The 24,119-nt window shown below is 40.8% G+C and carries 25 protein-coding genes; 22 read left to right on the forward strand and 3 right to left on the reverse strand.

Going from position 1 to position 24,119, the window contains the following annotated elements:
- The first annotated feature begins 71 nt into the window (after nt 1–71).
- The 5 genes from WKR92_RS07425 (at nt 72) to WKR92_RS07445 (ending at nt 5,454) form a co-directional block, all read left to right on the forward strand.
- Nucleotides 72–1,955 (forward strand): S9 family peptidase, encoded by a 1,884-nt coding sequence (locus WKR92_RS07425; protein ID WP_375557189.1) that lies wholly within the window; start codon nt 72–74, stop codon nt 1,953–1,955.
- 9 nt (nt 1,956–1,964) lie between these two features.
- On the forward strand, nt 1,965–3,665 hold the full coding sequence (locus WKR92_RS07430; protein WP_375557190.1) for a sensor histidine kinase: 1,701 nt from the start codon (nt 1,965–1,967) through the stop codon (nt 3,663–3,665).
- Nucleotide 3,666: 1 nt separating this feature from the next.
- Nucleotides 3,667–4,359, forward strand: coding sequence for a response regulator transcription factor (locus WKR92_RS07435; RefSeq protein ID WP_375557191.1), 693 nt, complete (start codon nt 3,667–3,669; stop codon nt 4,357–4,359).
- Nucleotides 4,360–4,462: 103 nt separating this feature from the next.
- On the forward strand, nt 4,463–4,936 hold the full coding sequence (greA, locus tag WKR92_RS07440) for a transcription elongation factor GreA (protein ID WP_375557192.1): 474 nt from the start codon (nt 4,463–4,465) through the stop codon (nt 4,934–4,936).
- 107 nt (nt 4,937–5,043) lie between these two features.
- Nucleotides 5,044–5,454 (forward strand): HIT family protein, encoded by a 411-nt coding sequence (locus WKR92_RS07445; RefSeq protein ID WP_375557193.1) that lies wholly within the window; start codon nt 5,044–5,046, stop codon nt 5,452–5,454.
- A 2-nt stretch (nt 5,455–5,456) separates the two neighbouring features.
- Here the strand turns inward: WKR92_RS07445 and ruvC are convergent, their stop codons facing one another.
- Nucleotides 5,457–6,023, reverse strand: a complete 567-nt coding sequence (gene ruvC, locus WKR92_RS07450) for a crossover junction endodeoxyribonuclease RuvC (RefSeq protein WP_375557194.1) — start codon at nt 6,021–6,023, stop codon at nt 5,457–5,459.
- Nucleotides 6,024–6,167: 144 nt separating this feature from the next.
- Here ruvC and WKR92_RS07455 point away from each other — a divergent pair, with 144 nt between their 5' ends.
- Together WKR92_RS07455 and WKR92_RS07460 are read left to right on the forward strand one after the other, a co-directional pair.
- Complete coding sequence (locus tag WKR92_RS07455; RefSeq protein WP_375557195.1) at nt 6,168–7,142, forward strand: hypothetical protein; 975 nt, start codon at nt 6,168–6,170, stop codon at nt 7,140–7,142.
- Nucleotides 7,123–8,262 carry a glycosyltransferase family 2 protein gene (locus tag WKR92_RS07460; RefSeq protein ID WP_375557196.1) on the forward strand — a complete coding sequence of 380 codons (1,140 nt, stop codon included), beginning with the start codon at nt 7,123–7,125 and terminating at the stop codon, nt 8,260–8,262. Before WKR92_RS07455 ends, WKR92_RS07460 begins: the two co-directional genes overlap by 20 nt.
- Here the strand turns inward: WKR92_RS07460 and WKR92_RS07465 are convergent.
- Nucleotides 8,235–8,984, reverse strand: coding sequence for a lysophospholipid acyltransferase family protein (locus tag WKR92_RS07465; RefSeq protein ID WP_375557197.1), 750 nt, complete (start codon nt 8,982–8,984; stop codon nt 8,235–8,237). The genes WKR92_RS07460 and WKR92_RS07465 overlap by 28 nt on opposite strands.
- 22 nt (nt 8,985–9,006) lie before the next feature.
- The gene (gene metK, locus WKR92_RS07470) at nt 9,007–10,260 is read right to left on the reverse strand and encodes a methionine adenosyltransferase (RefSeq protein ID WP_375557198.1); all 1,254 of its coding nucleotides are present in this window, start codon (nt 10,258–10,260) and stop codon (nt 9,007–9,009) included.
- Nucleotides 10,261–10,676: 416 nt separating this feature from the next.
- Between metK and WKR92_RS07475 the strand changes: the two genes are divergently transcribed.
- From WKR92_RS07475 to WKR92_RS07545, 15 genes are all read left to right on the forward strand, one after another.
- Nucleotides 10,677–11,558, forward strand: coding sequence for a diacylglycerol/lipid kinase family protein (locus WKR92_RS07475; protein WP_375557199.1), 882 nt, complete (start codon nt 10,677–10,679; stop codon nt 11,556–11,558).
- Nucleotides 11,559–11,652: 94 nt separating this feature from the next.
- A complete protein-coding gene (locus WKR92_RS07480; protein ID WP_375557200.1) occupies nt 11,653–12,000 on the forward strand; it encodes a translation initiation factor in 348 nt (115 codons plus the stop codon).
- A 369-nt stretch (nt 12,001–12,369) separates the two neighbouring features.
- The gene (locus WKR92_RS07485; protein ID WP_375557201.1) at nt 12,370–13,203 is read left to right on the forward strand and encodes a MotA/TolQ/ExbB proton channel family protein; all 834 of its coding nucleotides are present in this window, start codon (nt 12,370–12,372) and stop codon (nt 13,201–13,203) included.
- A gap of 92 nt (nt 13,204–13,295) precedes the next feature.
- Nucleotides 13,296–13,910: an ExbD/TolR family protein gene (locus WKR92_RS07490; protein WP_375557202.1), complete on the forward strand. Its 615-nt coding sequence runs from the start codon at nt 13,296–13,298 to the stop codon at nt 13,908–13,910.
- Nucleotides 13,911–13,933: 23 nt separating this feature from the next.
- A complete protein-coding gene (locus WKR92_RS07495) occupies nt 13,934–14,491 on the forward strand; it encodes an ExbD/TolR family protein (RefSeq protein WP_375557203.1) in 558 nt (185 codons plus the stop codon).
- Nucleotides 14,492–14,517: 26 nt separating this feature from the next.
- Complete coding sequence (locus WKR92_RS07500) at nt 14,518–15,354, forward strand: energy transducer TonB (protein WP_375557204.1); 837 nt, start codon at nt 14,518–14,520, stop codon at nt 15,352–15,354.
- Between the two features lie 232 nt (nt 15,355–15,586).
- Entirely contained in the window at nt 15,587–16,603 is a 1,017-nt protein-coding gene (locus WKR92_RS07505) for a PstS family phosphate ABC transporter substrate-binding protein (protein ID WP_375557205.1), read from the forward strand.
- Nucleotides 16,604–16,640: 37 nt separating this feature from the next.
- Nucleotides 16,641–18,356 carry a tetratricopeptide repeat protein gene (locus WKR92_RS07510; RefSeq protein WP_375557206.1) on the forward strand — a complete coding sequence of 572 codons (1,716 nt, stop codon included), beginning with the start codon at nt 16,641–16,643 and terminating at the stop codon, nt 18,354–18,356.
- 105 nt (nt 18,357–18,461) lie between these two features.
- Nucleotides 18,462–18,842 (forward strand): NADH-quinone oxidoreductase subunit A, encoded by a 381-nt coding sequence (locus WKR92_RS07515; RefSeq protein WP_375557207.1) that lies wholly within the window; start codon nt 18,462–18,464, stop codon nt 18,840–18,842.
- Between the two features lie 31 nt (nt 18,843–18,873).
- Entirely contained in the window at nt 18,874–19,431 is a 558-nt protein-coding gene (locus tag WKR92_RS07520; RefSeq protein ID WP_375557208.1) for an NADH-quinone oxidoreductase subunit B, read from the forward strand.
- Nucleotides 19,428–19,931 (forward strand): NADH-quinone oxidoreductase subunit C, encoded by a 504-nt coding sequence (locus WKR92_RS07525; protein ID WP_375557209.1) that lies wholly within the window; start codon nt 19,428–19,430, stop codon nt 19,929–19,931. The genes WKR92_RS07520 and WKR92_RS07525 overlap by 4 nt, the downstream gene beginning before the upstream one ends.
- 22 nt (nt 19,932–19,953) lie before the next feature.
- Nucleotides 19,954–21,189, forward strand: a complete 1,236-nt coding sequence (locus tag WKR92_RS07530; RefSeq protein ID WP_375557210.1) for an NADH-quinone oxidoreductase subunit D — start codon at nt 19,954–19,956, stop codon at nt 21,187–21,189.
- A complete protein-coding gene (locus tag WKR92_RS07535; protein WP_375557211.1) occupies nt 21,182–21,694 on the forward strand; it encodes an NADH-quinone oxidoreductase subunit NuoE family protein in 513 nt (170 codons plus the stop codon). Before WKR92_RS07530 ends, WKR92_RS07535 begins: the two co-directional genes overlap by 8 nt.
- 6 nt (nt 21,695–21,700) lie before the next feature.
- Nucleotides 21,701–23,059, forward strand: coding sequence for an NADH-quinone oxidoreductase subunit NuoF (gene nuoF / locus WKR92_RS07540; RefSeq protein WP_375557212.1), 1,359 nt, complete (start codon nt 21,701–21,703; stop codon nt 23,057–23,059).
- A 28-nt stretch (nt 23,060–23,087) separates the two neighbouring features.
- Nucleotides 23,088–24,098, forward strand: coding sequence for an NADH-quinone oxidoreductase subunit G (locus tag WKR92_RS07545; RefSeq protein WP_375557213.1), 1,011 nt, complete (start codon nt 23,088–23,090; stop codon nt 24,096–24,098).
- Nucleotides 24,099–24,119: the final 21 nt, after the last annotated feature.

The following is a 24,119-nucleotide window of genomic DNA, read 5'->3' on the forward strand; positions in this document are numbered from 1 at the left end:
GGTATCTATCTAGCTCGAAGCAAAATTTTTAATGTAGCATTAAATGATAGATTGGCCGATGGAGGACCTATATGATAAAAAATTTACTTAAACTGTTTATTTTCGGATGTGTTTTAGTGTCGTTTTCCTGCGGTAAGTATAGCGCCAATCAGCCAGATGCTGAGCTTTTTTTCCATACGGCTGAGAAAACTCATTTTAGAATCTCCCCAAGCGGTACACACATCTCCTATCTTCAGGAGCATGAAGGGCATAACTCAATTATTATTCTTGATATTGCTTCTGGCAATACACAAACCGTACCTGCTAATAGCGACGTTGAATCAGCATTTTGGGCAAATGATGACGAACTAATCTTTCTTTTAAAGAGAAGGCCAGGAGATAGCCTGCGTCTGATGTCCGTGAATCGGGAAGCATTAGCGATACGATCTATCCTTCCGCCAACCGATGCTCATCTTCGTTGGATTGCTCCGATACAAGTGAAGAATAACGAGATTCTGATATCGCTCAATGATCGAGACTCATCGGTTTTTGACGTATACAGGCTTAATATCGTTACGGGAAAGCGTAACTTAGTAGCCGAAAACCCCGGTAATATAGTTAGATGGTTGACGGATGTGGAAGGTTCGTTAAGGGTGGCTGTCGTTTCAAATGGCCTGCAGGAAACAATCCTCGTTCGAGAAAATGAATCAGATGACTTTCGGCAAGTAATCAACACGCGGTACAAAACAAGAATAACACCACTCGGTTTTACCACGCATGATCGAAATAATATCTATGCTCTTTCAAATCAAAATAGAGACAAATTGGCACTTGTCGAGTTCGACCTTAGCACAGGTAAGGAGGTACGTGTTATCTATGAAAATGCTAAATACGACTTGGGTACCCAAGGTTACCTGAAACAGACGGGCGAAATGGGCTTTGTTGAATACAATGGTGCCCGACGGGAACGACATTTTCTTGATACTAGATTAAAAGAAATTTTCGAACGGTTAAGTTCACATGTGCCCAATTACTCCCTCGATATTATAGCGAGAGACAGTACATTTACGAGTTTTTTAATAAAAACAGAACTGGATGTCGATCCTGGCGCAACTTACTATTATAATTATGACTCGGACGATCTGATCCTCCTGGCAGATGAAAATCCAGATTTAGATACAAGCTTGTTATCTCCAGTACAAACCGTAGCCTTTGAAGCGCGAGACGGCTTTGAGCTTAAAGGTTATTTGACACTCCCTAAAAACGGAGACTCCAACCTGCCGGCTATTATCATTCCGCCTTCCGATATTTATTCCCGCACGGTCTGGGGGTATAACCCCGAGGTGCAATTCTTTGCTTCGCGTGGCTACGCCGTGTTCCAAGTAGATACACGCGGCTTGCAGGGATATGGTAAACAATACTGGATCGATGGTTTTAAAAAGTGGGGAACCGCCATGCAGGACGATATCACCGATGCCACCCGATGGTTGATTAATGAAGGAATAGCAGATTCTTCTAGAGTCGGCATCTATGGTTTTAACCTTGGTGGATATTCTGCTTTGCACAGCGCCTGTTATCAACCCGACCTCTATGCATGTGCTGCGTCCTATTCAGGTATTACAAATTTATTTACCTATTTGAAGGAAATACCCCCTTATTTCAAACCTTATAGACAAATGTTCTATGAGATGGTGGGGAACCCTACTATAGATAGTGATTATTTCAGGAAACATTCACCCATTTTCCATGCCGGAAAAATCAAAAAACCTGTCTTCATTGCCCATGGAGTCAAAGACAGTCGCGTCAACGTTATGGAGACCAATCACTTTGTAAAAGACTTGCGGAGCCGAAAGGTTCCCGTTGAATATATCCTTGAAGCGGATGAGGGCCGACTTTTTACCGCCAACGAAGAAAAGGTTCATTTATACAATGAATTGGCCGAATTCTTTGATACCTATCTACAGAAAGAACGATAGTATTCAGATATGAGACCTCAAAAAGCGATTAATAAGAAAAATGCTCTATTGATCATTACCTTTTTAGTACTGATTACTCTGACCTATGTAATCGCTTTAATACTTGGATATAGCCTTACAAGAAACTACGTTGAGAATGAATTTAATACTGTAAAAGTAGAAGTTTTCGACCAAAGCTTGAATCTGTATAACGACTTTTTCCAGAATCGTATTGGAGAAGTGTCGTATTACCAAGGATATTTAGACTCTACCAGCGCTAAGCGATATGCTGATTCCGTTTTAAAGAATTATCCGATAGTAGAACGTATCCTGTTTGCTGATGTGCAGATAAGTAATTACTATTTGAATCATGGATTCTCGATACATGAAATGTATTTAGCTCCCAAAGCGATTTATCAATTTGGAGACGAGGTGCATCCCGATTCAGTTGTATACTACAGCGCGGCTAAAGACTCTACATTAAGTCTGACCAAGGCAGATGAATTTAATACTATGGCCGTTAAATTTGCGTCTTTTATTGAAGCAGCAGATTCTGCCAAGGTGCTGAGCGGGAGTGAAGTGTTCAATTCTTTCTATTCGGTTAATTCAGCAAAGATCTCCTACATGACGATTCCTCGTCGAGATGAAATACGAATATTTAAACAATTCATGGAGGGAAAGCTTCAAGACACGTCGATCTACGAATTCGATATTATGACTTTCTATTTGAATCCGCAGAATCTCGATATACGAAATGTGCACCCCGAACTTTATCAGAATATATCTATTCAACCATTATTCTTCGATTCTTATGAAGCAGACCCTTCCGTAATCGTCACTCAAATGCCTCTTTCCGGCGCGCTTTCGGATTATAAATTATATTTCCGCTCCTCTAAGACCTTTCTCAAAAAAGAAATTAACAATCTTTTCACACCGATCGGTATTGCCATTTCGGCTATTTATTTATTTCTAGTGCTAATAGGTTACTTGATCTATAAAAACCTGAAGATTAATTTCCGAATGTTTAAACTGCAATATGATTTTGTCAATAATTTATCGCACGAATTTAAAACACCCGTCAGCGTCATCAAAATCGCCGGTAGCAACATTCGTAATGGAAAAACCCTGACCGATGTCGAACGAAATTACTATGGAAAGATCCTTGATGAAGAGTCGGACAAATTGAACAATCTCCTAAATACGTTGCTTTCTTTCACGCAGTTAGAGAATAAAGTATTTAAGCTGAAAAAGAAGGAGGTCGAACTCGATGAATTCTGTCGAAATATGGTTAACAGTTATCGAGTCAAGCATCCAGACTTCGATATACAGTACACGATTCAAGGCGTAGAGGTTATCGAAACCGACGAAACTTTGCTAATCAGCCTGTTCCAAAACCTTATCGATAATGCTTATAAATACTCCTCTTATGAGAAAAAATACCTCAGAATCAATATTTATAAGCAAAAGAGAGAAATCTTTTTTAAATTTGAGGATAAGGGTATTGGAATACCTAAAGATGAACAGAAACATATCTTTAAAAAGTTCTATCGAATCCAATCGCAGCACAATCAACAAGGCAGCGTTGGCTTAGGGCTCGCTTTTTGTAAGGAAGTTGTAAATTTGATGAATGGCGAGATCTTTGTAGAGAGTAAGAAAGGTAAAGGGTCTACCTTTACAATTGCCTTACCAGCAGAATTGAACCATAAAGGGAATTCCCTTGTAAATGAATAATATGCACACTAATATTAAAATAGCAGTAATAGAAGACGACGATAACCTAAGGTTCTTGGTCGTACATAGACTAGAAGCAGAACAATTTCAAGTTATTCAGGCAGATAACGGAGAGGACGGAGAAGAATTGATTCTCCGCGAAAAACCCGATATCGTGCTCTTAGACTGGATGTTGCCCAAAAGACCCGGCTCCGAGGTTTGCGAAAACGTTCGTGATAAGGGGTTTTCCAACCTGATCATTATGATGACAGCAAAGTCGCAAGACTTGGATAAAATTGATGCCTATAGCTTTGGTGTGTCTGATTACATTACCAAGCCATTCAATATGGATGTGCTGGTTGCGATGATTGAAAATAAAGTTAAGTACTTTGTCAGTCAGCCGGTTGAGAACTTTACGTTTGGAGATACAGAGCATCATCCGTCTATCCACACATTAATTCGCGATGGGAAGCGAATAGAATTGACGATTTTGGAAAACCGTATCTTACTTTATTTTCTTCAGAATATTGGACGAGTTATCAGCCGCGATGAACTCATGGAAGTGGTTTGGGGCTATAGTTCCAATGTCAATACTCGTACTTTGGATATGCATATTGTACGTCTAAGGAAAAAAATTGAGATCAACCCAGATCGACCAGCCTACTTAATAACGGTAAGGGGGATGGGTTACAAGTTCGTAGAGGACGCTGAATAAGCTTTTGAATTTATATAAATAGTTTTTTATATTTGTTATCACGGCAAGATCATACGCTAGTATGGTCTTGCCGCTTTTTTGTACAATTTCATTGAAAATAATTATGGCGGAAATAACTTATTACACAGAAGAAGGTTTAGAGAAGTTGAAGCAAGAGTTGCATCAGCTGAAAACTGAGGGACGAGCAAAAATAGCCAAAGCAATAGCTGAAGCCAGGGATAAAGGTGATTTGTCAGAAAATGCTGAATACGATGCCGCAAAAGATGCACAAGGTCACCATGAAAGTAAAATAGCTAAATTGTCGGAGATTCTGGCTAATGCACGTCTAATTGATGAGTCGAAGTTAGACGCCTCCAAAGTACTTGCCCTGTCCATCGTTAAATTGAAGAACACGAAAAATGGGATGGAAATGACCTATCAATTAGTTTCTGAGACAGAAGCTGACTTGAAGTCTGGCAAAATATCTGTGAAATCACCAATTGCACAAGGTCTATTGGGTAAATCAGTAGGAGACAAGGCAGAAATTGATGTGCCAGCTGGTAAGATCGAGTTGGAAATTCTCGAAATATCACGTTAGATAGAATTGGTTATGTGCGGTAAGCCATAGCCGTACTAAATGAAAAAATATGAAAAAGCGGTTAGAACTAACCGCTTTTTCGTATTTTCGGATAAAACTATTTTTTTATGTCAACTATTTTTTCAAAGATAATATCCGGTGAAATACCCGCACACAAGGTTGCAGAAACAAATGATTTTCTTGCGTTCTTAGACATCAATCCATTAACCCATGGCCATGTATTAGTCATCCCAAAAAAGGAAACCGATTATATATTCGATATGAACGACGACGAATATATTGGTATTTGGATGATGGCCAAGATCATATCCGCTGGTATTAAGGAAGCGTTTCCTTGTGAAAAGGTGGGTATAGCCGTGGTAGGTTTAGAGGTGGCACATACGCATATTCACCTAATACCGATAAACGAGGTAAATGATATGGACTTTAGTCGCAAGAAGCTACAGTTAACTGATGAAGAATTGGCTGCTGATGCACTGAAGATCCGCTCAGCGCTAAATAAGTCGCTTGAGTCGTAATATTACTTTATACGATCTTGATTATCCTTCACAAAAGCAGACCAACCTGAATAATTTTGAAGATTGCTATTGCCTCCTACCTTCTGAAATGAATGGCATACTGCTGCAGCTAATCCGTCCGTAGCGTCTAAAAATTTCGGGCTTTCCTCAAATTTTAACAGGCTTTGAAGCATGGCTGCTACCTGTTCCTTTCCTGCGTTACCGTTTCCCGTTACTGATTGCTTGATTTTTCGCGGAGCATACTCGAATATCGGAATATCTTGCGCTAGTCCCGCAGCCATGGCCACGCCCTGTGCTCGGCCCAATTTTAGCATAGATTGGATATTCTTACCGTAGAAGGGAGCTTCCAATGCAATACAGTCTGGTTTATAGGCATTAATAATTTCCGTCGTTTTTTTAAAAATCGCCTGTAACTTTAGTGCATGGTTACTCAAATGCCCTAATTTAATAATCCCCAATGTGATCAGGGTTAATTCCTTTCCACGTTCCACCACTAAGCCATAACCCATAACCGAGGTTCCGGGGTCTATTCCTAAGATGATTCGTTCAGCTTCGGGTTTTATTTTCATTTTACAATATTACGTTTATTTATAGATAATGCCACGGGAAATGCGAGGGGTTTAATTTTAAAGGTTTTTGCATATCTTTACCCACCATAAAATCGGACCTGAATAGGCCAACATAATCCACATTGAGTAATAAATAGGAAAGGCTTGAATCCTTCGTTTAAGAAAATCATCGGCTATCTATTAAAGACAGGTATTTTCGTCCTAGTAGTTTGGTATTCCTACAGATTACTTACTAGAAACGATGCACTTCGCGACTTCACGCAGCTGATCCATAGCATATCGTCGGCAGTCATTTGGTTCACTATTACCACGGTTGTCGTGTTGATGTCTGTTAATTGGTTTCTTGAAGCATTAAAATGGCGTTACATCTGTTGCCAGTTTCAACCAATTAGGTTACGGATGGCTGTTGAGTCCGTGCTTTGTGGCTTATCATGGGCCGTGTTCACGCCCAACCGTATCGGCGAGTATGGGGGGCGCGTGCTATTCCTGCGTCCTAGGAAGCGTGTTTTCGGAGTCATCGGTATGCTTATTGGCGCTGTTTCGCAGATGGTGATAACCAACGTACTCGGGAGTATCGCTATTTGCTGGTTTGTTGGTCAGTTTATTGAAGTTGAAGGTTGGCTGTACGCAGTGATATGCTTATTTGGTTTTATCTACATGCTATTTTTCTTAATATTGTATTTTAATATTTCCTTGATTAATCGTTGGCTATTAAAAATCCGCTTCTTAAGGAAATATAAGCGTTTTTTTGATTTGTTACTACGGTATAATAAAAAGGAACTGTGGACTATCTTTGTATATTCCGCGGGACGGTTTGTTATTTTTACGTTACAGTATTGCATCTTAATACAGATACTTCTGCCTGAAATTCCGGTTATCCAGATGGTGTTGCTCATATTTATTTTATTTTTCGTACAATCTGCATTACCTTCGCTCGATTTATTTGATGTAGGGGTACGAGGAATTACCGCAAGCTACTTCTTTGGTTTTATCACCGATGAGATTGTTGCAGTAATGGCTATTACAGCTTGTGTGTGGTTTATAAACTTGATTGTCCCTGCCATCATCGGATCTTTTTTTGTATTTAAAATTAATTTCTTTGGTAGCAGAAATCATTAGTGTATTAACGGTTCTTTTTACCGTCATTTATGTCTTGGTAATTCTGTACCTTATCCATGGATGGCGACAAATTCCTCGATTTCGTGTATCACAAGAAGCACCATCATTTCAGACGAAGGTCAGCGTTTTAATAGCCGCTAGAAACGAGGAAAAAAATATTGGGGTAACGCTGACTGATATTATTAATCAGAATTTCCCCAAAGATCTATTGGAGATAATTGTCGTTGATGACCATTCGACCGACCGAACGGCAGATGTGATTCGTTCTTTTGCAGAGCAGGGCGTCATCCTGATCCAATTGGACGAAAGTGAGCCCTTAAACTCTTATAAAAAGAAAGCGATTACCGAGGCAATTAATTATGCAAATGGTGAGCTAATGGTCGCCACCGATGCTGATTGCCGAATGGGGCCGGACTGGTTGAAATCGATCGTGACAATGTATGAGGAAAAAGAACTAAAGCTTATATCCGGTCCGGTTGTATACGACCATGAAAAGAGTCTTTTCGAACGATTGCAGACCTTGGAGTTTCTTTATCTCATTGGTTTAGGAGCTGCAGGTATTGGCAATGGTCGTTCTTCCACATGTAACGGAGCAAATTTGGCCTATTCAAAAGATGTCTTTTTAGAGTTGGGAGGCTTTCAAGGAATCGATGATTTAGCATCGGGAGACGATGAACTCTTTCTGCATAAAGTTGTCAGCAAGTACCCCAAGCAAATTGCATTCTGCAAAAGTAGAGAGGCTATTGTTCATACAGATGCCAAGCATACCATAGGCTCGTTCATAAGCCAACGCAAACGCTGGGCATCAAAAAGTACAAAATACCAAAACAAGAGCTTGGTGATGTTAGGTGTGGGAATTTGGATATTCAATGTGCTTTTAGTGGCTAATATCATTGGAGCCATTTTCTTCAAGGGAGCTTTAATGGTAGCAATTTACTGTATTTTCACGAAGATGGTGGCAGAGTATTTTTTTCTAGTGCCGATAAGTCGTTTTGCTAAGCGAACCAATTATTTGTTGTATTTACCATTGCTATCCATCGTTCATGTTTTCTATCTTATCTATATAGGTCTTGCTGGCAACAGCGGCACCTATCAATGGAAAGGACGTGAAGTTAGATAGTTCCGGATTTCATCTTCCGCTTTACTCACTATTTCCTCAATCTCTATCCCTTTTGGTTCAATAGGCTCCAGAACAGTCCAGCTCATCGTATGAAAGGTGCTTAGCGGGAACTTACCGTGTTGAACCACTTTCCAGGAATTGTTGATTGCGATTGGCACGACCAAGATATCGGGTACCTTTTTGATTATGGTGGCAATACCTCCGATGGAGAAAGGCTTGATATTGGCAGATTTGGCTCTGGTGCCTTCCGGGAAGATAACAGCCGACCAGTTCCGCTCTCTCATCCGTTTGGCTAATTTTAGAATTTCAGCTATTGACTGCTTACTGTCTTTTCGGTCGATATTTGCTCCGCCACCATGCTTAAGATTAAAAGAAATACTCGGTATTCCCTTCGTGAGTTCTATTTTTGAAATAAATTTAGCATGGTGCTTCCTTAAGAAAAAAATCAATGGTGGAATATCGTAAAGGCTTTGATGGTTCGATACAAACAGAATCGGCCTGTCAGTAGGCAAATCATATCGGTTGATAAATCTTACACGATTCCCTAATAGATAATAGGCCCCTATTAAGCAAAGGTTGAGAATGTCTACCGAAACCTTATGACTCTTGTACCCGCCGAGCTTCAAAGCAAGCCACTGAATGGGTTGAAAGATCAATAAGATAAACCCGAACGCAATGTAATGTATCGGGCTAAGTATGTATCCAGCTATTTTCCTTAACATACATCCAAGTTAGTCGAAAAACTTAAATATTAAATGCTTGCTTGATCTTTTCTACGTAATCCAGTTTTTCCCATGTAAATAGTTCAACTTCAACTGTTTTTTCTTCTCCTAACGTGTTTTTGAACGATTTTGTAACACTTTTCGGTTTACGGCCCATATGTCCGTAAGCAGCTGTTTCCGAATAGATAGGGTTTCGTAAGCCAAGCCGGGTCTCAATACCATATGGAGTCATATCGAACATTTCCTCGATCTTTGCGGCGATAGCGCTGTCACTAATGTCCAGTTTCGAGGTTCCGTACGTGTTCACATAAATCCCCATTGGATCTTTGACCCCAATAGCATAAGATACCTGAACTAATATTTCGTCTGCAACACCTGCTGCAACCAAGTTTTTCGCTATATGCCGTGTTGCATACGCACCAGAACGGTCTACTTTTGAAGGATCCTTTCCAGAGAACGCACCACCACCGTGTCCGCCTTTCCCTCCATAGGTATCTACGATAACTTTCCGACCAGTAAGTCCGGTGTCACCATGCGGACCGCCAATTACGAATTTGCCAGTCGGGTTGATATGATACTTAATTCCATCGGTAAAAAGATTTTGGAGTTCAGGCTTTAATCCTTTTTTTACACGCGGTATTAAAATGTTGATTATATCGGCTTTAATTTTTTCCAACATCGTCGGCTCCGTATCAAAGTCGTCATGCTGAGTAGAAATAACGATGGTATCGATCCGTAAAGGCTTGTGATCATTGTCGTATTCGATGGTTACTTGAGACTTTGCATCCGGTCGTAAATATGTGATATCTTTATTCTCTCTTCTCAATGCTGCTAGTTCAATCAACAACTTATGTGACAAATCAAGTGCTAACGGCATGTAGTTTTCCGTCTCGTTGTTTGCATAGCCAAACATAATGCCTTGGTCTCCAGCTCCTTGGTCTTCTTTATTTTCTCGGTTCACTCCTTGGTGGATATCGGCCGACTGTTCGTGGATAGCAGAGAGAATACCGCAGGAGTCTGCCTCGAACATATAGGCCGACTTGGTGTAACCGATCCGACGGATAACATCGCGCGTAATCTGTGGTATATCAAGGTAGGTATTGGATTTAACCTCGCCCGCTAAGACAACTTGTCCTGTGGTTACCAGTGTCTCTACTGCAACCCTTGAATCTGGGTCCCAAGCCAAGAAATTGTCAATTAACGCATCAGAAATTTGGTCAGCTATTTTATCTGGATGACCCTCAGATACCGATTCAGAAGTGAATAAATAAGGCATATTAATCAAATTTAACCGTTACAATATTTAAAGTTAAGAGTTGATTTGCTTGCGTATAAGTATTAAAACAAACGAGGGTAGGTTTTAGCACTTTTTTATCGTGGTTGCAATCTTTTGATCCTTAACCGGATAAGCAAATCAATCCACATTTATTTGCTACAAAAATACAATAATTTTTCGATTATCATTTTCAAATCCCGCTTATTTAAGAAGAACAGTGGTCAAACAGTCCTGTAACAGTGGTAAAAGGTCTGTTTATATACTGCTTAATGTCGGTTTTTATACTGTTTGATACGAATATGTTTAGATGAACGGAAGGTGAATGAGCCTCCGTACTTTAAGTTTGTGTTATATTTTTGCAAATGGTGTGAATAAGTCTTTTGTTTCTTAGTTTTGTGTTTACGAGTTCTTGAGAAATGGTTGTCACGAGAAAAAAGCTATTATTCATCATAAATCCTATTTCGGGAGGAAAAGAAAAGAAGGACTTTGAAAAGCGTTCGGCCCAATTTCTTGATGCAGATTTGTTTGAGGCGCAATATCGGTTTAGTGAAAAGCCCGGGCATGCAGCTGAGCTAACGCAACAAGCTATTAGCGATAGTTATGATGTCGTTGTCGCTGTCGGGGGTGATGGAACAATCAACGAAGTCGCCCGGACCTTGGTTAACACATCGGTCGTGCTGGGTATAATACCTGAGGGGTCCGGGAATGGTCTCGCAGGATACTTAGAGATTCCCATGATTATGAAAGAGGCGATTCTTTTGCTTAACAAATTTCGAGTGAAACGAATCGATAGTGGTAAGTTGAACGATCACTACTTCTTCAACATGGCGGGGATCGGGTTTGATGCAGTCATAAGCGATCGATTCGATAAAGACAGCATACGGGGGCCCTTTGGCTATATGAAGACAGTGGTTTCCGAAATTGGGCATTACAAAGCAGAGGACTATGAGTTTGTCATCGATGGGAAGCATTATAAAGAGGAGGCGTTTATGATCAGTTTAGCAAATTCTCCACAATATGGTAATAATGCGTATGTTTCGCCAAATGCGTCGGTAAGCGATGGCTTGCTTGACGTATGCATCGTTAAACCTTTCCCACTTTTCCTTTTGCCCAAAATGTTGTTCCATTTGTTTAGTCGCACAACCGATAAGTCGGGTTATGTGGATATCATCCGTGGAAAGGAGATTTTAATAAGAAGAGAAAAGGAAGGCTATGTTCATGTAGATGGTCAACCTATACATTTGGGAAAGGATCTTCGTTGTTCGATTCTTCCCAGCTCTTTGTGTATTATTTATTAAGGACTAGCACTGAAAGTCTAGACCAGACTCGTGGTACACTAAGAGTTAAAGTTTCATTTGAAAGAAAATTTATCTAAGTTTAAAAATAAATTTGATGGCAAAGGGTAAAAAGAAACAATATACAGGGGTGGTTTATTCCACAGATCCGTCCTATGAATATGAGGAAGAGATAAATGAAGTAGCAGAGACGCTTGCTCCGAGGCAACAGAACTTACGGGTGATGCTAGATAAAAAGCAACGGGGCGGAAAGGCGGTCACTCTTGTAACGGGCTTCGTGGGCAATGGTAACGATTTAGATGCACTAGGCAAATCGTTAAAGCAAAAATGCGGCGTTGGCGGAACCGTTAAAGAGGGAGTTATTTTAATTCAGGGGGATTTTCGGAAGCGGGTCTTAGAACTACTTCATGCACAGGGATATCAAGCAAAACAATCCGGAGGTTAGTTTGTGCCGTTTTATAGCTTTACGAATATTGTTCAGAGCCACAAACGGAAAAAATCGCACTGTAAACTCGATATACGAGTTTGGTGTTGTTGCATTTTTTTGATGTAGAAACTTGCATAATCAAAAAAAAATAGTTTCTATTGTAAAATATTGTTAAGAAAAGTTGAGGAATTTGTATAAGATCAACAATTTTGAATTCGGCGTTGATGCCGCTGTTGCACGCCGGATAGAGGGAATAACTATCGAAAAAACTTTATTTGTTTTTATTTTGTAAAATCTTAAGTTTGCTTAAGCTTTTCTAAAATCGGAGAGTAAACAATTGAACTAATTAACATAAATCATTAAAACTAAAAACTAAAATTTAAGAAAATGGCAAATGCACCAAAACCAAACACTGCAAAGAAACAAGGTAGCTCTTCGGGTTCGAACGTTTTTGCAAGTTTAGCAATCATTATCTGTTTTATTATCGGATATCTTGTTTGGAAGTTCATCATGGGTAATCCCACAAACTTTGAAGGAGGCGATCCAGAACTAGGACAGCCACTTCCAGGAAACTACTTCGGCATGGTATACAAAGCTGGTTTTGTTGTACCAGTATTATTAGGTCTTTTATTAATGACAATCGTATTTTCTTTTGAGCGTTACTTTGTAATCTCCAGAGCAGCAGGAAAAGGGAACGTAGATGCTTTTGTAACTCGCATCCAAGGTTTCTTAGCTACTGGTAATATCGATTCAGCTGTTGCAGAATGCGATAAACAACAAGGTTCTGTGGCGAACGTTATTAAGGCAGGCTTGCTGAAATACAAAGAAGCTTCTGCTGATACGCGCGTTAATCCTGAGCAGGCGACAATCGCTATTCAAAAAGAAATTGAAGAAGCGACAGCGCTTGAAATGCCGATGTTAGAAAAGAACATGACCGTAATTGCAACATTAGTTTCGATTGGTACGCTAACAGGACTATTAGGTACAGTAACCGGTATGATTAAAGCATTCTCGGCTCTAGCAACCGGTGGTGCTCCTGACCAAGCGCAATTAGCAAATGGTATTTCTGAGGCTTTGATTAACACGGCGACAGGTATCTTTACTTCTACGATTGCGATTGTTATGTACAACGTATTTACTTCTAAAATTGATAAATTAACCTACTCGATTGATGAGGCTGGTTTCTCAATTGTTCAGACTTACGCTTCAACACATAATTAATTTTTGAAAAAAAATCAGATGATTTATGGAATTGTCTGAGTTTGATCATCTATTAATTAAAACACAATTTAACACGATAACAAATTTGAAGCATGGGTAAGATAAAAGTAAAAAGGAGCACACCTCTGACGGACATGACCGCGATGTGTGACGTAGCTTTCCTGCTGTTAACGTTCTTTATTTTGACAGCGACCGCCCGTCAGCCAGAGCCAATGCCTGTTGACATGCCGGCATCTACTGTACAGATTAAGGTTCCTGATACTGATTTAGGTACGATCACTGTAGGCGATGGAGGCAAATTGTTCTTCGGCGTAGCCGGACCAGACATTCGAATGAATATGCTGGATCGTATGGGTGAGCAGTACGGGTTAACATTTACTCCGGAAGAGAGACAGCGTTTTTCTTTGATCGACGGTTTTGGTGTTCCATTAAGTCAGTTAAAGCAGTTAATCGCAATGGATAATACGCAACGAATTGAGTCTGGGATTCAGCAAGGTATACCAGCAGATTCTACAGATAATCAATTGAAAGAATGGATTTTGGCCGCACGTAAAGCAACGGCCGAAGTCAATGACAAGCAGATGCGTATTGCTATAAAAGGAGATAAAGAAGAAGAGTATCCGGCTATTAAGAAAGTAATCGATATTCTTCAGGATCAGAAATTGAATAAATTCAGTTTAATCACGAGTTTACGAGTGGCTGAGTAATAACACTTAAAAAAATATAGCAAATGGCAGAATTAAATACCGGCGACGGCGGAGGCAAAAAAGGCGGTAAGATACGGGCGAAAAAGGCCGGCGGTCGTGTAGACTTGACCGCGATGGTGGATTTGGCTTTCTTATTGATTACCTTCTTTATGTTGACAACCTCCATCTCCAAGCCTTATGCAATGGACGTCGCCATGCCGGATAAGAACAAGGAGAACCAAGAGGATCAACTTGATGTGGCTGATAATCGGACCATGACCATTTTGTTGGGAAGTGACGATAAGATTGGCTACTATATGGGACTACTCGATTCGCCGATCGAAGGTCCAGAAGTAGTTGATTATGGGAAAAACGGCATTCGTCCGATTCTTTTAGAGAAGATCAAAGAGGTGCCGCAAATTACGGGCGATCCTGAAAAAGGACTGATTGTAATCATACGACCGAGCGATCGATCAAACTATAAGAACTTGGTGGATATCCTTGATGAGATGAAAATTGTAAATGCTAAGCAGTATATGATCGGCGATATCGGTGATTCAGAAATAGAATTACTTGAGAGTCAAGGTATATACAATGAATAATAGGTTTTACCATTAAATAAAAAAGCATGTTAGGGTCTAAATTAGACATATTTAAAAAAGAGTGGCTCGATGTAGTATTCGCCGGTCGGAATCAAGCCTATGGGGCATATGATTTGCGTAAGACGGCGGATTCGAATACCTCAAAAGCCTTATTTATTGGTGTAATATTATTTACTATTGCAGTTAGCGCTCCGATAATATTAAAATACATCAAGGGTAATGAGGAACCAGAGACCGAGCGAATTATTGAAACGGAAGTTGTTCTTTCGGAACCACCTCCAGTGAATGAGGAGGAACCACCCCCACCTCCGCCACCTGTTGAGCCACCTCCACCACGCGTGGATCAGGTACGTATGCCGCCACCAGTGGTAGTGAAGGCAGAGGAAGTTCGTGATGAAGAACCACCAACCGTTGAGGATTTGAAAAAAGCTGATCCGGGACCAAAAACATTGGCCGGTGATCCAACTGCAGATATTCGGATTGACTTACCTGTAGGCGATGGACCTAAGGATCAGGAAGTGACTGAAGCTGTTCCTTCAAATCATGTGTTTACTTCGGTTGAGGTTGCACCGACGCCACAAGGCGGAATGGAAGAGTTCTATAAATTCGTAGCGAATAATTATAACTACCCTCCGCAAGCTGTGGAACAAGGCGTTAACGGACGTGTTCTCTTACAGTTCGTTGTAGAGAAAGATGGCTCCTTAACCGACATAAAGGTTCTTCGTGATTTGAAATACGGAACCGGTGAGGAAGCGATAAGGATGCTAAAGAAGGCTCCGAAGTGGAAGCCAGGCATTCAGAACGGACGACCAGTGCGCGTTCAGTTTACATTGCCAATTCAGTTAAATTTGGCGGCACAATAAATGGTGGATAGAAATAATATTCATAATGATAAAAGACAGAAATCGCCCGCAAAGCGATTTCTGTCACTTTTAGGCCTTTTCATGTTTGCCCTATATTTTGTATTAGGCATCATTATTATCTTTTGGTCTGACTTTCCTATCGAAATGGATAAGACGTACCGAATCCTTTTCGGTATCCTATTAATCGTATATTCGTTTCTACGCTTTGCCAGGCTATGGAGTAATCGCGTCAATGAGATTTAACAGCCAGTTTTATGAAATTAGCAGCAAAGTAGCATCTATGTTAAAAAATGTTAATAATTCACTAAATTTTCAGGTTGTGTTCTTGAACTTCATAAAAAAAAATGCATATTTGTTAGTGGTGTTGACCACTGTTTTTATGCTTACAGCCTGTAGTGACTCGTCTAAAACCGACCGAAAAGATGTACAAACGATTTTGACGGGAAGGTTAACCGTGGTTGTAGACGAAAGTCTGGAACCTATAGTGGAAGATCAAACAGCGGTTTTTGAAAGCACCTATGTCGATGCTGATATTACGCTAAGAAATGAGCCCGAGAAGCGAGCTGTTAACTTATTACTAAACGACTCGATAAACGTTGCTGTTCTTGCGAGAAAGTTGACAAAAGAAGAAAGATCGTTCTTTGAAGCAAAAAAAATAATACCGAGAGAGGCGCGATTCGCGATTGACGGTATTGCTTTAATCGCAAATCGAAATAGCACGGATTCAGTGGTACATGTAGATGATTTAATTAATAGTCTGCGCGGGAAACCCACTGCCATCGAGACCTTAGTGTTTGATAATCCTAATTCAAGTACCGTCCGGTATCTGCAACAATTAGCCGGAGTTGATAAATTACCTGACGAGGGGGTTTATGCATTGAGTTCGAACGCCGACGTAATTAAATATGTGGATGAAAATACACATGCCGTTGGCGTAATTGGTATTAATTGGATTTTCCAGCCTGATCCCGATTTAAAAGAATATGTTGAGGGAGTGAAGGTAGTAGGAGTTAAAAATCAAGAAGGTAAAGAAGGAGACGATGCTTTTTATAAGCCGTCGCAAACGAACTTAGCACTTGGTAAATATCCTTTGGCTCGTGATTTGTATGTTATTAACGTTCAAGGGATCAAAGCGCTTGGGTTGGGCTTTTCGGCGTTTTTGACAGGTGAGCGGGGGCAGCGAATTGTATTAAAATCGGGTTTGATGCCCGATAGCATTCCGCCTCGAGAGATTAACATTATAGAATAAATAAATTTAAATTAATTGAATAAGAATTAGAATGAAGATGAAAAAAGCAATAAACATAGGTTTAGCCTTGTCTTTTGTAGCGTCGGGCGCGTTTGCTCAAAGCTTAGATGACGCAAAAGCTGCTATCAAACAAGAGCAGTATGCGAAGGCGAAAGGTATTCTGCAAAACCTCGTCAAAAACGATAGTAAGGAAGGTGATAATTACTATTATTTGGGTAGTATTTATCTGACTTCAGGCTATCCGGATTCCGCTAAAATGGTATTTGACCAAGGTATAGCAGCAGATTCGAAGAATCAAATTAACAAGGTGGGAATTGGTGCGCTCCAGTTCCTCGATGGAAATGCTAGTGCGGCCGAGACAACTTTTAAGGAAGTAGAGGACGATATCAAGAGAAGAGACTACGAAGAGCTGCTTGAAATTGGTAAGTCGTACTTAAGGGGAGAGAATCCCGATTATAATAAAGCGATTGAATATTTGAATAAAGCTAAAGAAAAAGAAGATGAAGATGCAGCTATATTCTTGCAATTAGGGAATGCCTACTTCGGCCTAGGAGATAACAGTAATGCCTATGTTAACTACCGTGATGCAACGAGTTTAGATAACTCTTTAATTAATGCACAAGTACAGATGGCCGTAATTAGCAAGGAGGCTTATGCGTTTCCTGAGGCTTCGAGTTCTTTGAAAGAAATAGCATCGCAACATCCAAATTTTGCGCCTACCTACCGTGAATTGGCTGAAACTTACTATCTGTGGTCTAGACGATCGACGACCGTTGAGGATTACGACGCTAAATTACAGGAAGCTTTAGAGCACTATAAGAAATACATGGATTTGACAGATTACTCATTGGATTCTCGTATGCGTTATGCCGACTTCTTGATTTTGGCGAAAGACTATGAAACGCTGGAAGTTCAGGCAAACGAGATGGCCAAAATTGATAAGATGAACCCACGTATCTTACGTTATCTAGGTTATGCAGCTTACGAAAATGGTAACTATCAAGAAAGTAAGCGCGGGATAGAAGAGTTTATGGCAAAGGTAGAGCCTGAGCGTTTGATTCCTCGTGACTACATGTTCTTAGGCTTAGCGGACTTACGTTTGGCTACAGACACAACCTTGGCAACTCCTGATGAGGCTCTAATGAGTGAGGCAGTCGCAAATTTAGAGAAATCGGTGAAGGCCGATTCCCTAATTGCGGAGGACTTGAACGAAATCGGAATGGAGATTTTTAAAGCTGGACAGTATGGTGCTGCTGCTAAAGTGTTTGAAGTGGCGACAATGAATTCTGAATCCAAAAACTACGTTGTTGACTTGTTCTATTTGGGTTATGCAAATTATTTTGACTACGTAACTAGAATTAACGATGAAATTAAGCCCGATAAAGCATTGTTAGAAAAGGCTGATGCAGCTTTCGCTAAAGTTACCGAGGAGGTGCCTACAACTGAAGCGGCATACTTATATCGTGCAAAAGCTACACGTCTCTTAGATGATGCAGAGACGCCAGAAGGTTTATTTGTTCCTCATTATGAGAAGTATATTGAAGTCGTAACCGAGAAAGGCGATGACGCTGTGAATCAAAACAAGCAGTCGTTAATAGAAGCTTATAATGTAAATGGAGCTTTCTACTCAATGAATGATGAATACGAAAAGGCTCGTGAAAACTTTAGAAGTACATTGGAGCTAGATCCAGCGAATGAGTATGCGGCACAAGCTTTAGAAAACTTACAACCGGCTCAACAGCCTGCGCAGTAAGATATCTAAATATTTAACGTGAAAAGCGTCAGTAACTTAGGTTATTGGCGCTTTTTTCATAAAAATATGTATATTTGACGGTAACTATTTATCAAGGAAAATACTATGGAAAATGAGGTTGTAAGTACGTCGGCCAATTATTTGCCAATTCTTTTTCAGATCATCGTGGCAGCTGGATTTGGTATCACCACCATAATCGCGACTCACCTCATTGGGCCGAAGGTTCGTACGGAAAATAAATTGTCTGCCTTTGAATCTGGCGTAGAGGTAATTGGTAATGCACGGCAGCCGTTTTCTATTAAATATTTTATGGTTGCGATCCTGTTCGTGATTTTTGATATCGAAGTTATTTTTATGTATCCTTGGGCTGTAAATTTCAGGGAATTCGGTATTAATGGCTTGATAGAAATGTTTGTATTTATGGGGCTGCTGCTGTTAGGATTTATCTATGTAATAAAGAAGAAGGCCTTAAATTGGGATGAATAGTTTCGTGGCTTATTAGAAGAAAGGAAACAGAATGAGTGATATAAAGTTAGGGACACCGCCACCTGGTGTAGAGGGAGCTGGTTTTTTTGCCACGTCATTGGATAAAGTGATCGGCTTAGCGAGAGCGAATTCTTTATGGCCTTTACCATTTGCAACATCCTGTTGCGGTATCGAATTTATGGCTACTATGGGAGCAGACTATGACTTGGCTCGTTTCGGTGCAGAAAGACCTAGTTTTTCGCCGCGTCAATCGGACATGCTGTTGGTTATGGGAACCATAGCAAAAAAAATGGCACCTGTTTTAAAACAGGTGTATGTTCAGATGGCTGAACCACGCTGGGTAATAGCGGTCGGTGCGTGTGCCAGCAGTGGCGGAATCTTCGATACCTATTCAGTATTACAAGGTATCGATGAAATTATACCGGTGGATGTATATGTTCCTGGATGCCCACCTCGACCGGAGGCAATTTTAGACGGGATCATGCAATTACAAGAGATTGTAAAGAACGAATCGTTAAATCGTAGAAATACACCAGAGTATAAGGCGCTTTTGGAAAGGTATGGGATTCAAACGATGATTGAGAAATGAGTAAGTTAGACAATAAAACCCTTCTAGTACGACTTCAGGACCGTTTTGGCGACCTTATCAAGAATGAGACCGAACCCTATGGCCTGCTTACTGTTGAGACAGATAGAGAGCATATTATTGAGGTGCTCGAATTTTTAAAAAAAGATGAGGATCTTCAGTTTATTTATCTAACGGATATTACAGCTGTGCATTACCCTGAGCAGGAGGTTTCAATAGCAGTCGTTTATCATCTGCACAGCTTTGTACATAATGTCCGAGTGCGATTAAAAGTATATATTGACGGTCAACGACCCGAAATTCCGTCCGCAACATTGCTTTGGAAGGGTGCTGACTGGATGGAGCGAGAAACCTATGATTTCTTTGGTATTCAGTTTCAAGGGCATCCGAATTTGCAACGTATTTTGAATGTTGATGATATGGATGTTTTTCCAATGCGAAAGGAATATCCATTAGAGGACCCGAACCGCGTTGATAAAAAAGATTATTTCTTTGGGCGTTAACGTGTGTTAAACTTTGATTTTTATGGCCAAGACGATAACAAAAATAACACCTAATACACCAGTTTATACCGATAATGATCCGCAGGAAGAGTTGATTACGTTAAATCTAGGTCCAACCCACCCCGCGACGCACGGTGTATTTCAGAATGTTTTGCAAATGGATGGCGAGCGCATTGTTAGTGGCGTTTCAACCATCGGATATATTCACAGGGCTTTTGAAAAGATCGCGGAACATCGACCATTTTATCAAATAACACCTTTAACTGATCGTCTGAATTATTGTTCATCACCTATAAACAATATGGGGTGGCATATGACCGTCGAAAAGTTATTGGATATTGAGATGCCTAAGCGTGTGGACTACATGAGGGTTATCATCATGGAACTGGCACGTATTACAGATCATATTATTTGCAACGGTATATTGGGTGTGGATACAGGTGCCTTTTCTGGTTTCCTCTATGTTATGCATGAACGTGAAAAGATTTATGAGATCTACGAAGAGATTTGCGGGTCGAGACTAACGACCAATATTGGTCGGATCGGTGGCTTCGAAAGGGATTTCAACAAATCTGTATTCGAAAAAATAAGGGCTTTCTTGAAGCGGTTTCCACCAGTACTTGACGAGTTTACCCAGTTGTTTGATCGGAATAGAATTTTTATTGAAAGAACTTCAGGAGTTGCTGCGGTAAATACTGAAACAGCATTGGAATATAGTTGGAGCGGTCCATTATTACGAGCAACGGGTCTGGATTATGATGTCAGAGTGATGGAACCGTATTCATCCTATGAGGAATTTGATTTCGAAATCCCGGTTGGAACCAATGGTGATGTCTATGATCGGTATATGGTTAGAAACGAGGAGATGCGTCAGAGCATGCGAATTATAGAACAGGCGCTCGATAAGATTGAGAAGGAGCCTGCTGGCATTTTCCATGCCGATGTTCCTGAATATTATTTACCACCTAAAGAAAAGGTCTACAATAACATGGAGGCATTGATCTATCACTTTAAAATTGTGATGGGAGAGGTGGATACACCGAAGTCAGAAGTCTATCATGCAGTTGAAGGTGCGAATGGAGAGCTCGGGTTTTATCTGATAAATGATGGGGGAAGATCTCCGTATCGTTTGCATTTCCGTAGACCTTCCTTTATCAATTACTCGATGTATGCGCCGATGAGCAGAGGGATGCTTCTTTCCGATGCAATTATTAATATGAGTAGTTTAAATGTAATAGCAGGAGAGTTAGATGCTTAGTGTAAATAAAACCGAAGAAATAGAGTTTTCGCCGGAACTGTTGACAAAGTTTGGCGAAATAGTTTCCCGATATCCAGAGGGAATGCAAAAGTCAGCCTTACTGCCTATTTTGCATGAGGTGCAAGCTGTTTATAACTGGTTGAGTACCGCGATGATGGATAAAGTAGCACAATATTTAAACATTAAGCCGATCGAAGTTTATGAGGTTGCTACTTTTTATACCATGTTCTTGCTTAAGCCTTCAGGGAAATACGTATTGGACGTTTGTCGTACCGGACCCTGCTGTTTGGTTGGAGCAGAGAGAATTATGGGACACATTGAAAAGCGTTTGGGTGTTAAAGAGGGTGAAGTCACAGAAGATGGAATGTTTAGTTGGAGAGGGGTAGAATGCCTAGCAGCTTGTGGCGGTGGGCCGGTACTTCAGATTGGCCCTGAATACACATTTTATGAGAACTTAACCGAGGAGAGTGTAGATCGGTTAATTGAAGAGTTAAAAAATAAATAAGGGGAGATGGCGCGTCAAATATTACTCGAACATATCAGTGAGCCTGGGATCGATACTTTTGAAGTGTATCGTAAAAAGGGAGGATACAGTGCTGTTGAGAAGGCATTAAAAACGATGAGCCCTGAACAAGTAGTGGAAGAAGTAAAAACTTCTGGGCTACGAGGCAGAGGTGGTGCGGGTTTCCCTACCGGAATGAAATGGAGCTTTCTAGCAAAACCTGAGGGTGTTCCACGTTATTTAGTTTGTAATGCGGACGAATCAGAGCCCGGAACTTTTAAGGATCGGTACTTGATGACGCGTAAACCGCATATTCTGATCGAAGGGATGATTGTGTCTAGCTATGCTCTGGGTGCCAATACATCCTATATCTATGTGAGAGGGGAAATGATGCCTCAAATCCGTATTCTTGAACGCGCCATCGCTGAGGCGAAAGCAAATGGCTTCCTAGGTAAAAATATCTTGGGATCGGGCTATGATCTTGAAATTTATGTTCACCCTGGAGGAGGCGCCTACATATGTGGTGAGGAAACAGCGTTGCTGGAGTCACTGGAAGGAAAGCGAGGTAACCCGAGAATCAAACCTCCATTTCCCGCCGTGGCCGGTTTGTATAACCGACCAACGGTCGTTAATAATGTGGAATCAATTGCCGCTACGGTGCCGATTATCAATGACGGAGGTGCTGAATATGCAAAGCTAGGTATCGGTAGAAGTACAGGAACAAAACTAATTTCCGCTGGAGGAAATGTGGCGAAACCAGGTGTTTATGAAATTGAACTGGGTCTTCCTGTTGAAGAGTTTATTTATTCTGATGAATATTGTGGTGGTATCGCTAATGGTAAACGACTTAAAGCTGTGGTTGCCGGAGGTTCCTCCGTGCCAATACTGCCAGCAAATCTGATATTGAAGACAATTGAAGGAGAAGCACGGCTAATGAGTTATGAATCACTTGCAGAGGGTGGCTTCCAAAGTGGGACTATGATGGGATCTGGGGGATTTATAGCTTTCGATGAAGATCAGTGTATTGTTCGAAACACTTGGAATTTTACGCGCTTTTATCACCATGAAAGTTGCGGGCAGTGTTCGCCATGTCGAGAGGGAACAGGATGGATGGATAAGGTACTATACAACATCGAACACGGTTTGGGTAAATACAGTGACATTGATTTATTGGTTAATGTCGCTAAAAATATAGAAGGAAATACGATTTGTCCTTTAGGAGATGCTGCTGCTTGGCCTGTGGCCAGTGCAATCCGGCATTTCAGAGATGAATTTGAGTGGCATGTAAGTAATCCGGATGAATCGATGACACGTAATTTTGGACTGGCACATTATGCAGATGAGCTAAGCCCAGTGGTTAAGGATTAAAGAAAATTTATAGCTAAAGAGTTAGGCTATGGCGGAAGAAAAAGTAAAGGTAACGATAGATGGAATCTCGGTTGAGGTTGCACCAGGGACGACGATCATGAATGCAGCTCGTCAAATTGGAGGAGACATTGTCCCTCCAGCAATGTGCTACTACTCAACGCTGGAGGGCAGTGGCGGTAAATGTAGAACCTGTTTGGTTAAGGTAAGCAAAGGCTCTGAAAAGGATCCTCGTCCGATGCCTAAGCTCGTAGCTTCATGTCGTACAGGTGTGATGGACGGGATGGAGGTGCAGAACATTACCTCGGAAGAGGTCGTAGAAGCGAGAAGAGGCGTGGTGGAATTCCTATTGATAAATCATCCACTAGATTGCCCAATTTGTGATCAGGCTGGAGAGTGCCATCTGCAAGACTTAAGTTACGAACATGGTCTTGAAAATACGCGATATGATTTTGAACGTCGGACATTTGACAAGATTGACATCGGCGACAAGATTAAGTTACATATGACTCGTTGTATTTTGTGTTACCGTTGTGTGATGGTGGCAGATCAAATTACTGACAATCGGGTTCATGGAGTGCTTGGCCGCGGTGATGCAGCGGAAATATCCACGTATATTAGTCAAGCTGTTGATAATGATTTTTCAGGAAACATGATCGATGTATGTCCTGTAGGTGCATTGACAGATCAAACATTCCGTTTTAAAAACCGTGTGTGGTTCACCAAACCGGTGGAGGCACATCGTGATTGCCCGACTTGCTCTGGTAAGGTTACCCTTTGGTATAAGGGGGAAGAAGTACTTCGGGTAACGGGTAGAAAAGATGAATTCGGTGAGGTAAAGGATTTTATCTGTAACGAATGTAGATTTGATAAAAAAGCTACTTCAGATTGGGTAATTGAAGGACCTCGCAAAGTAAAGAATACATCTGTCATCTCGGCGAACCATTATGAGCAGATGGTTCCCGAACCGGTTATAAAGAAGAATCTTACGTTGCAGGAAGGCAATATGAAACAATTGCAGCGTTCCGAGAAATTAAAATAAAAATAATCCGCAAAGAAAATT

Source organism: Albibacterium profundi, assembly GCF_042159835.1.
GTDB classification, from domain to species: Bacteria; Bacteroidota; Bacteroidia; order Sphingobacteriales; family Sphingobacteriaceae; genus Albibacterium; species Albibacterium profundi.

What these genes read in the sequence shown, in the direction of transcription:
- WKR92_RS07425 (WP_375557189.1), top strand. Translation starts at nt 72, where the DNA reads ATGATAAAAAATTTACTTAAACTGTTTATTTTCGGATGTGTTTTAGTG.
- WKR92_RS07430 (WP_375557190.1), top strand. Translation starts at nt 1,965, where the DNA reads ATGAGACCTCAAAAAGCGATTAATAAGAAAAATGCTCTATTGATCATT.
- WKR92_RS07435 (WP_375557191.1), top strand. Translation starts at nt 3,667, where the DNA reads ATGCACACTAATATTAAAATAGCAGTAATAGAAGACGACGATAACCTA.
- greA (WP_375557192.1), top strand. Translation starts at nt 4,463, where the DNA reads ATGGCGGAAATAACTTATTACACAGAAGAAGGTTTAGAGAAGTTGAAG.
- WKR92_RS07445 (WP_375557193.1), top strand. Translation starts at nt 5,044, where the DNA reads ATGTCAACTATTTTTTCAAAGATAATATCCGGTGAAATACCCGCACAC.
- ruvC (WP_375557194.1), bottom strand. Translation starts at nt 6,023, where the DNA reads ATGAAAATAAAACCCGAAGCTGAACGAATCATCTTAGGAATAGACCCC.
- WKR92_RS07465 (WP_375557197.1), bottom strand. Translation starts at nt 8,984, where the DNA reads ATGTTAAGGAAAATAGCTGGATACATACTTAGCCCGATACATTACATT.
- metK (WP_375557198.1), bottom strand. Translation starts at nt 10,260, where the DNA reads ATGCCTTATTTATTCACTTCTGAATCGGTATCTGAGGGTCATCCAGAT.
- WKR92_RS07475 (WP_375557199.1), top strand. Translation starts at nt 10,677, where the DNA reads ATGGTTGTCACGAGAAAAAAGCTATTATTCATCATAAATCCTATTTCG.
- WKR92_RS07480 (WP_375557200.1), top strand. Translation starts at nt 11,653, where the DNA reads ATGGCAAAGGGTAAAAAGAAACAATATACAGGGGTGGTTTATTCCACA.
- WKR92_RS07485 (WP_375557201.1), top strand. Translation starts at nt 12,370, where the DNA reads ATGGCAAATGCACCAAAACCAAACACTGCAAAGAAACAAGGTAGCTCT.
- WKR92_RS07490 (WP_375557202.1), top strand. Translation starts at nt 13,296, where the DNA reads ATGGGTAAGATAAAAGTAAAAAGGAGCACACCTCTGACGGACATGACC.
- WKR92_RS07495 (WP_375557203.1), top strand. Translation starts at nt 13,934, where the DNA reads ATGGCAGAATTAAATACCGGCGACGGCGGAGGCAAAAAAGGCGGTAAG.
- WKR92_RS07500 (WP_375557204.1), top strand. Translation starts at nt 14,518, where the DNA reads ATGTTAGGGTCTAAATTAGACATATTTAAAAAAGAGTGGCTCGATGTA.
- WKR92_RS07505 (WP_375557205.1), top strand. Translation starts at nt 15,587, where the DNA reads ATGAGATTTAACAGCCAGTTTTATGAAATTAGCAGCAAAGTAGCATCT.
- WKR92_RS07510 (WP_375557206.1), top strand. Translation starts at nt 16,641, where the DNA reads ATGAAAAAAGCAATAAACATAGGTTTAGCCTTGTCTTTTGTAGCGTCG.
- WKR92_RS07515 (WP_375557207.1), top strand. Translation starts at nt 18,462, where the DNA reads ATGGAAAATGAGGTTGTAAGTACGTCGGCCAATTATTTGCCAATTCTT.
- WKR92_RS07520 (WP_375557208.1), top strand. Translation starts at nt 18,874, where the DNA reads ATGAGTGATATAAAGTTAGGGACACCGCCACCTGGTGTAGAGGGAGCT.
- WKR92_RS07525 (WP_375557209.1), top strand. Translation starts at nt 19,428, where the DNA reads ATGAGTAAGTTAGACAATAAAACCCTTCTAGTACGACTTCAGGACCGT.
- WKR92_RS07530 (WP_375557210.1), top strand. Translation starts at nt 19,954, where the DNA reads ATGGCCAAGACGATAACAAAAATAACACCTAATACACCAGTTTATACC.
- WKR92_RS07535 (WP_375557211.1), top strand. Translation starts at nt 21,182, where the DNA reads ATGCTTAGTGTAAATAAAACCGAAGAAATAGAGTTTTCGCCGGAACTG.
- nuoF (WP_375557212.1), top strand. Translation starts at nt 21,701, where the DNA reads ATGGCGCGTCAAATATTACTCGAACATATCAGTGAGCCTGGGATCGAT.
- WKR92_RS07545 (WP_375557213.1), top strand. Translation starts at nt 23,088, where the DNA reads ATGGCGGAAGAAAAAGTAAAGGTAACGATAGATGGAATCTCGGTTGAG.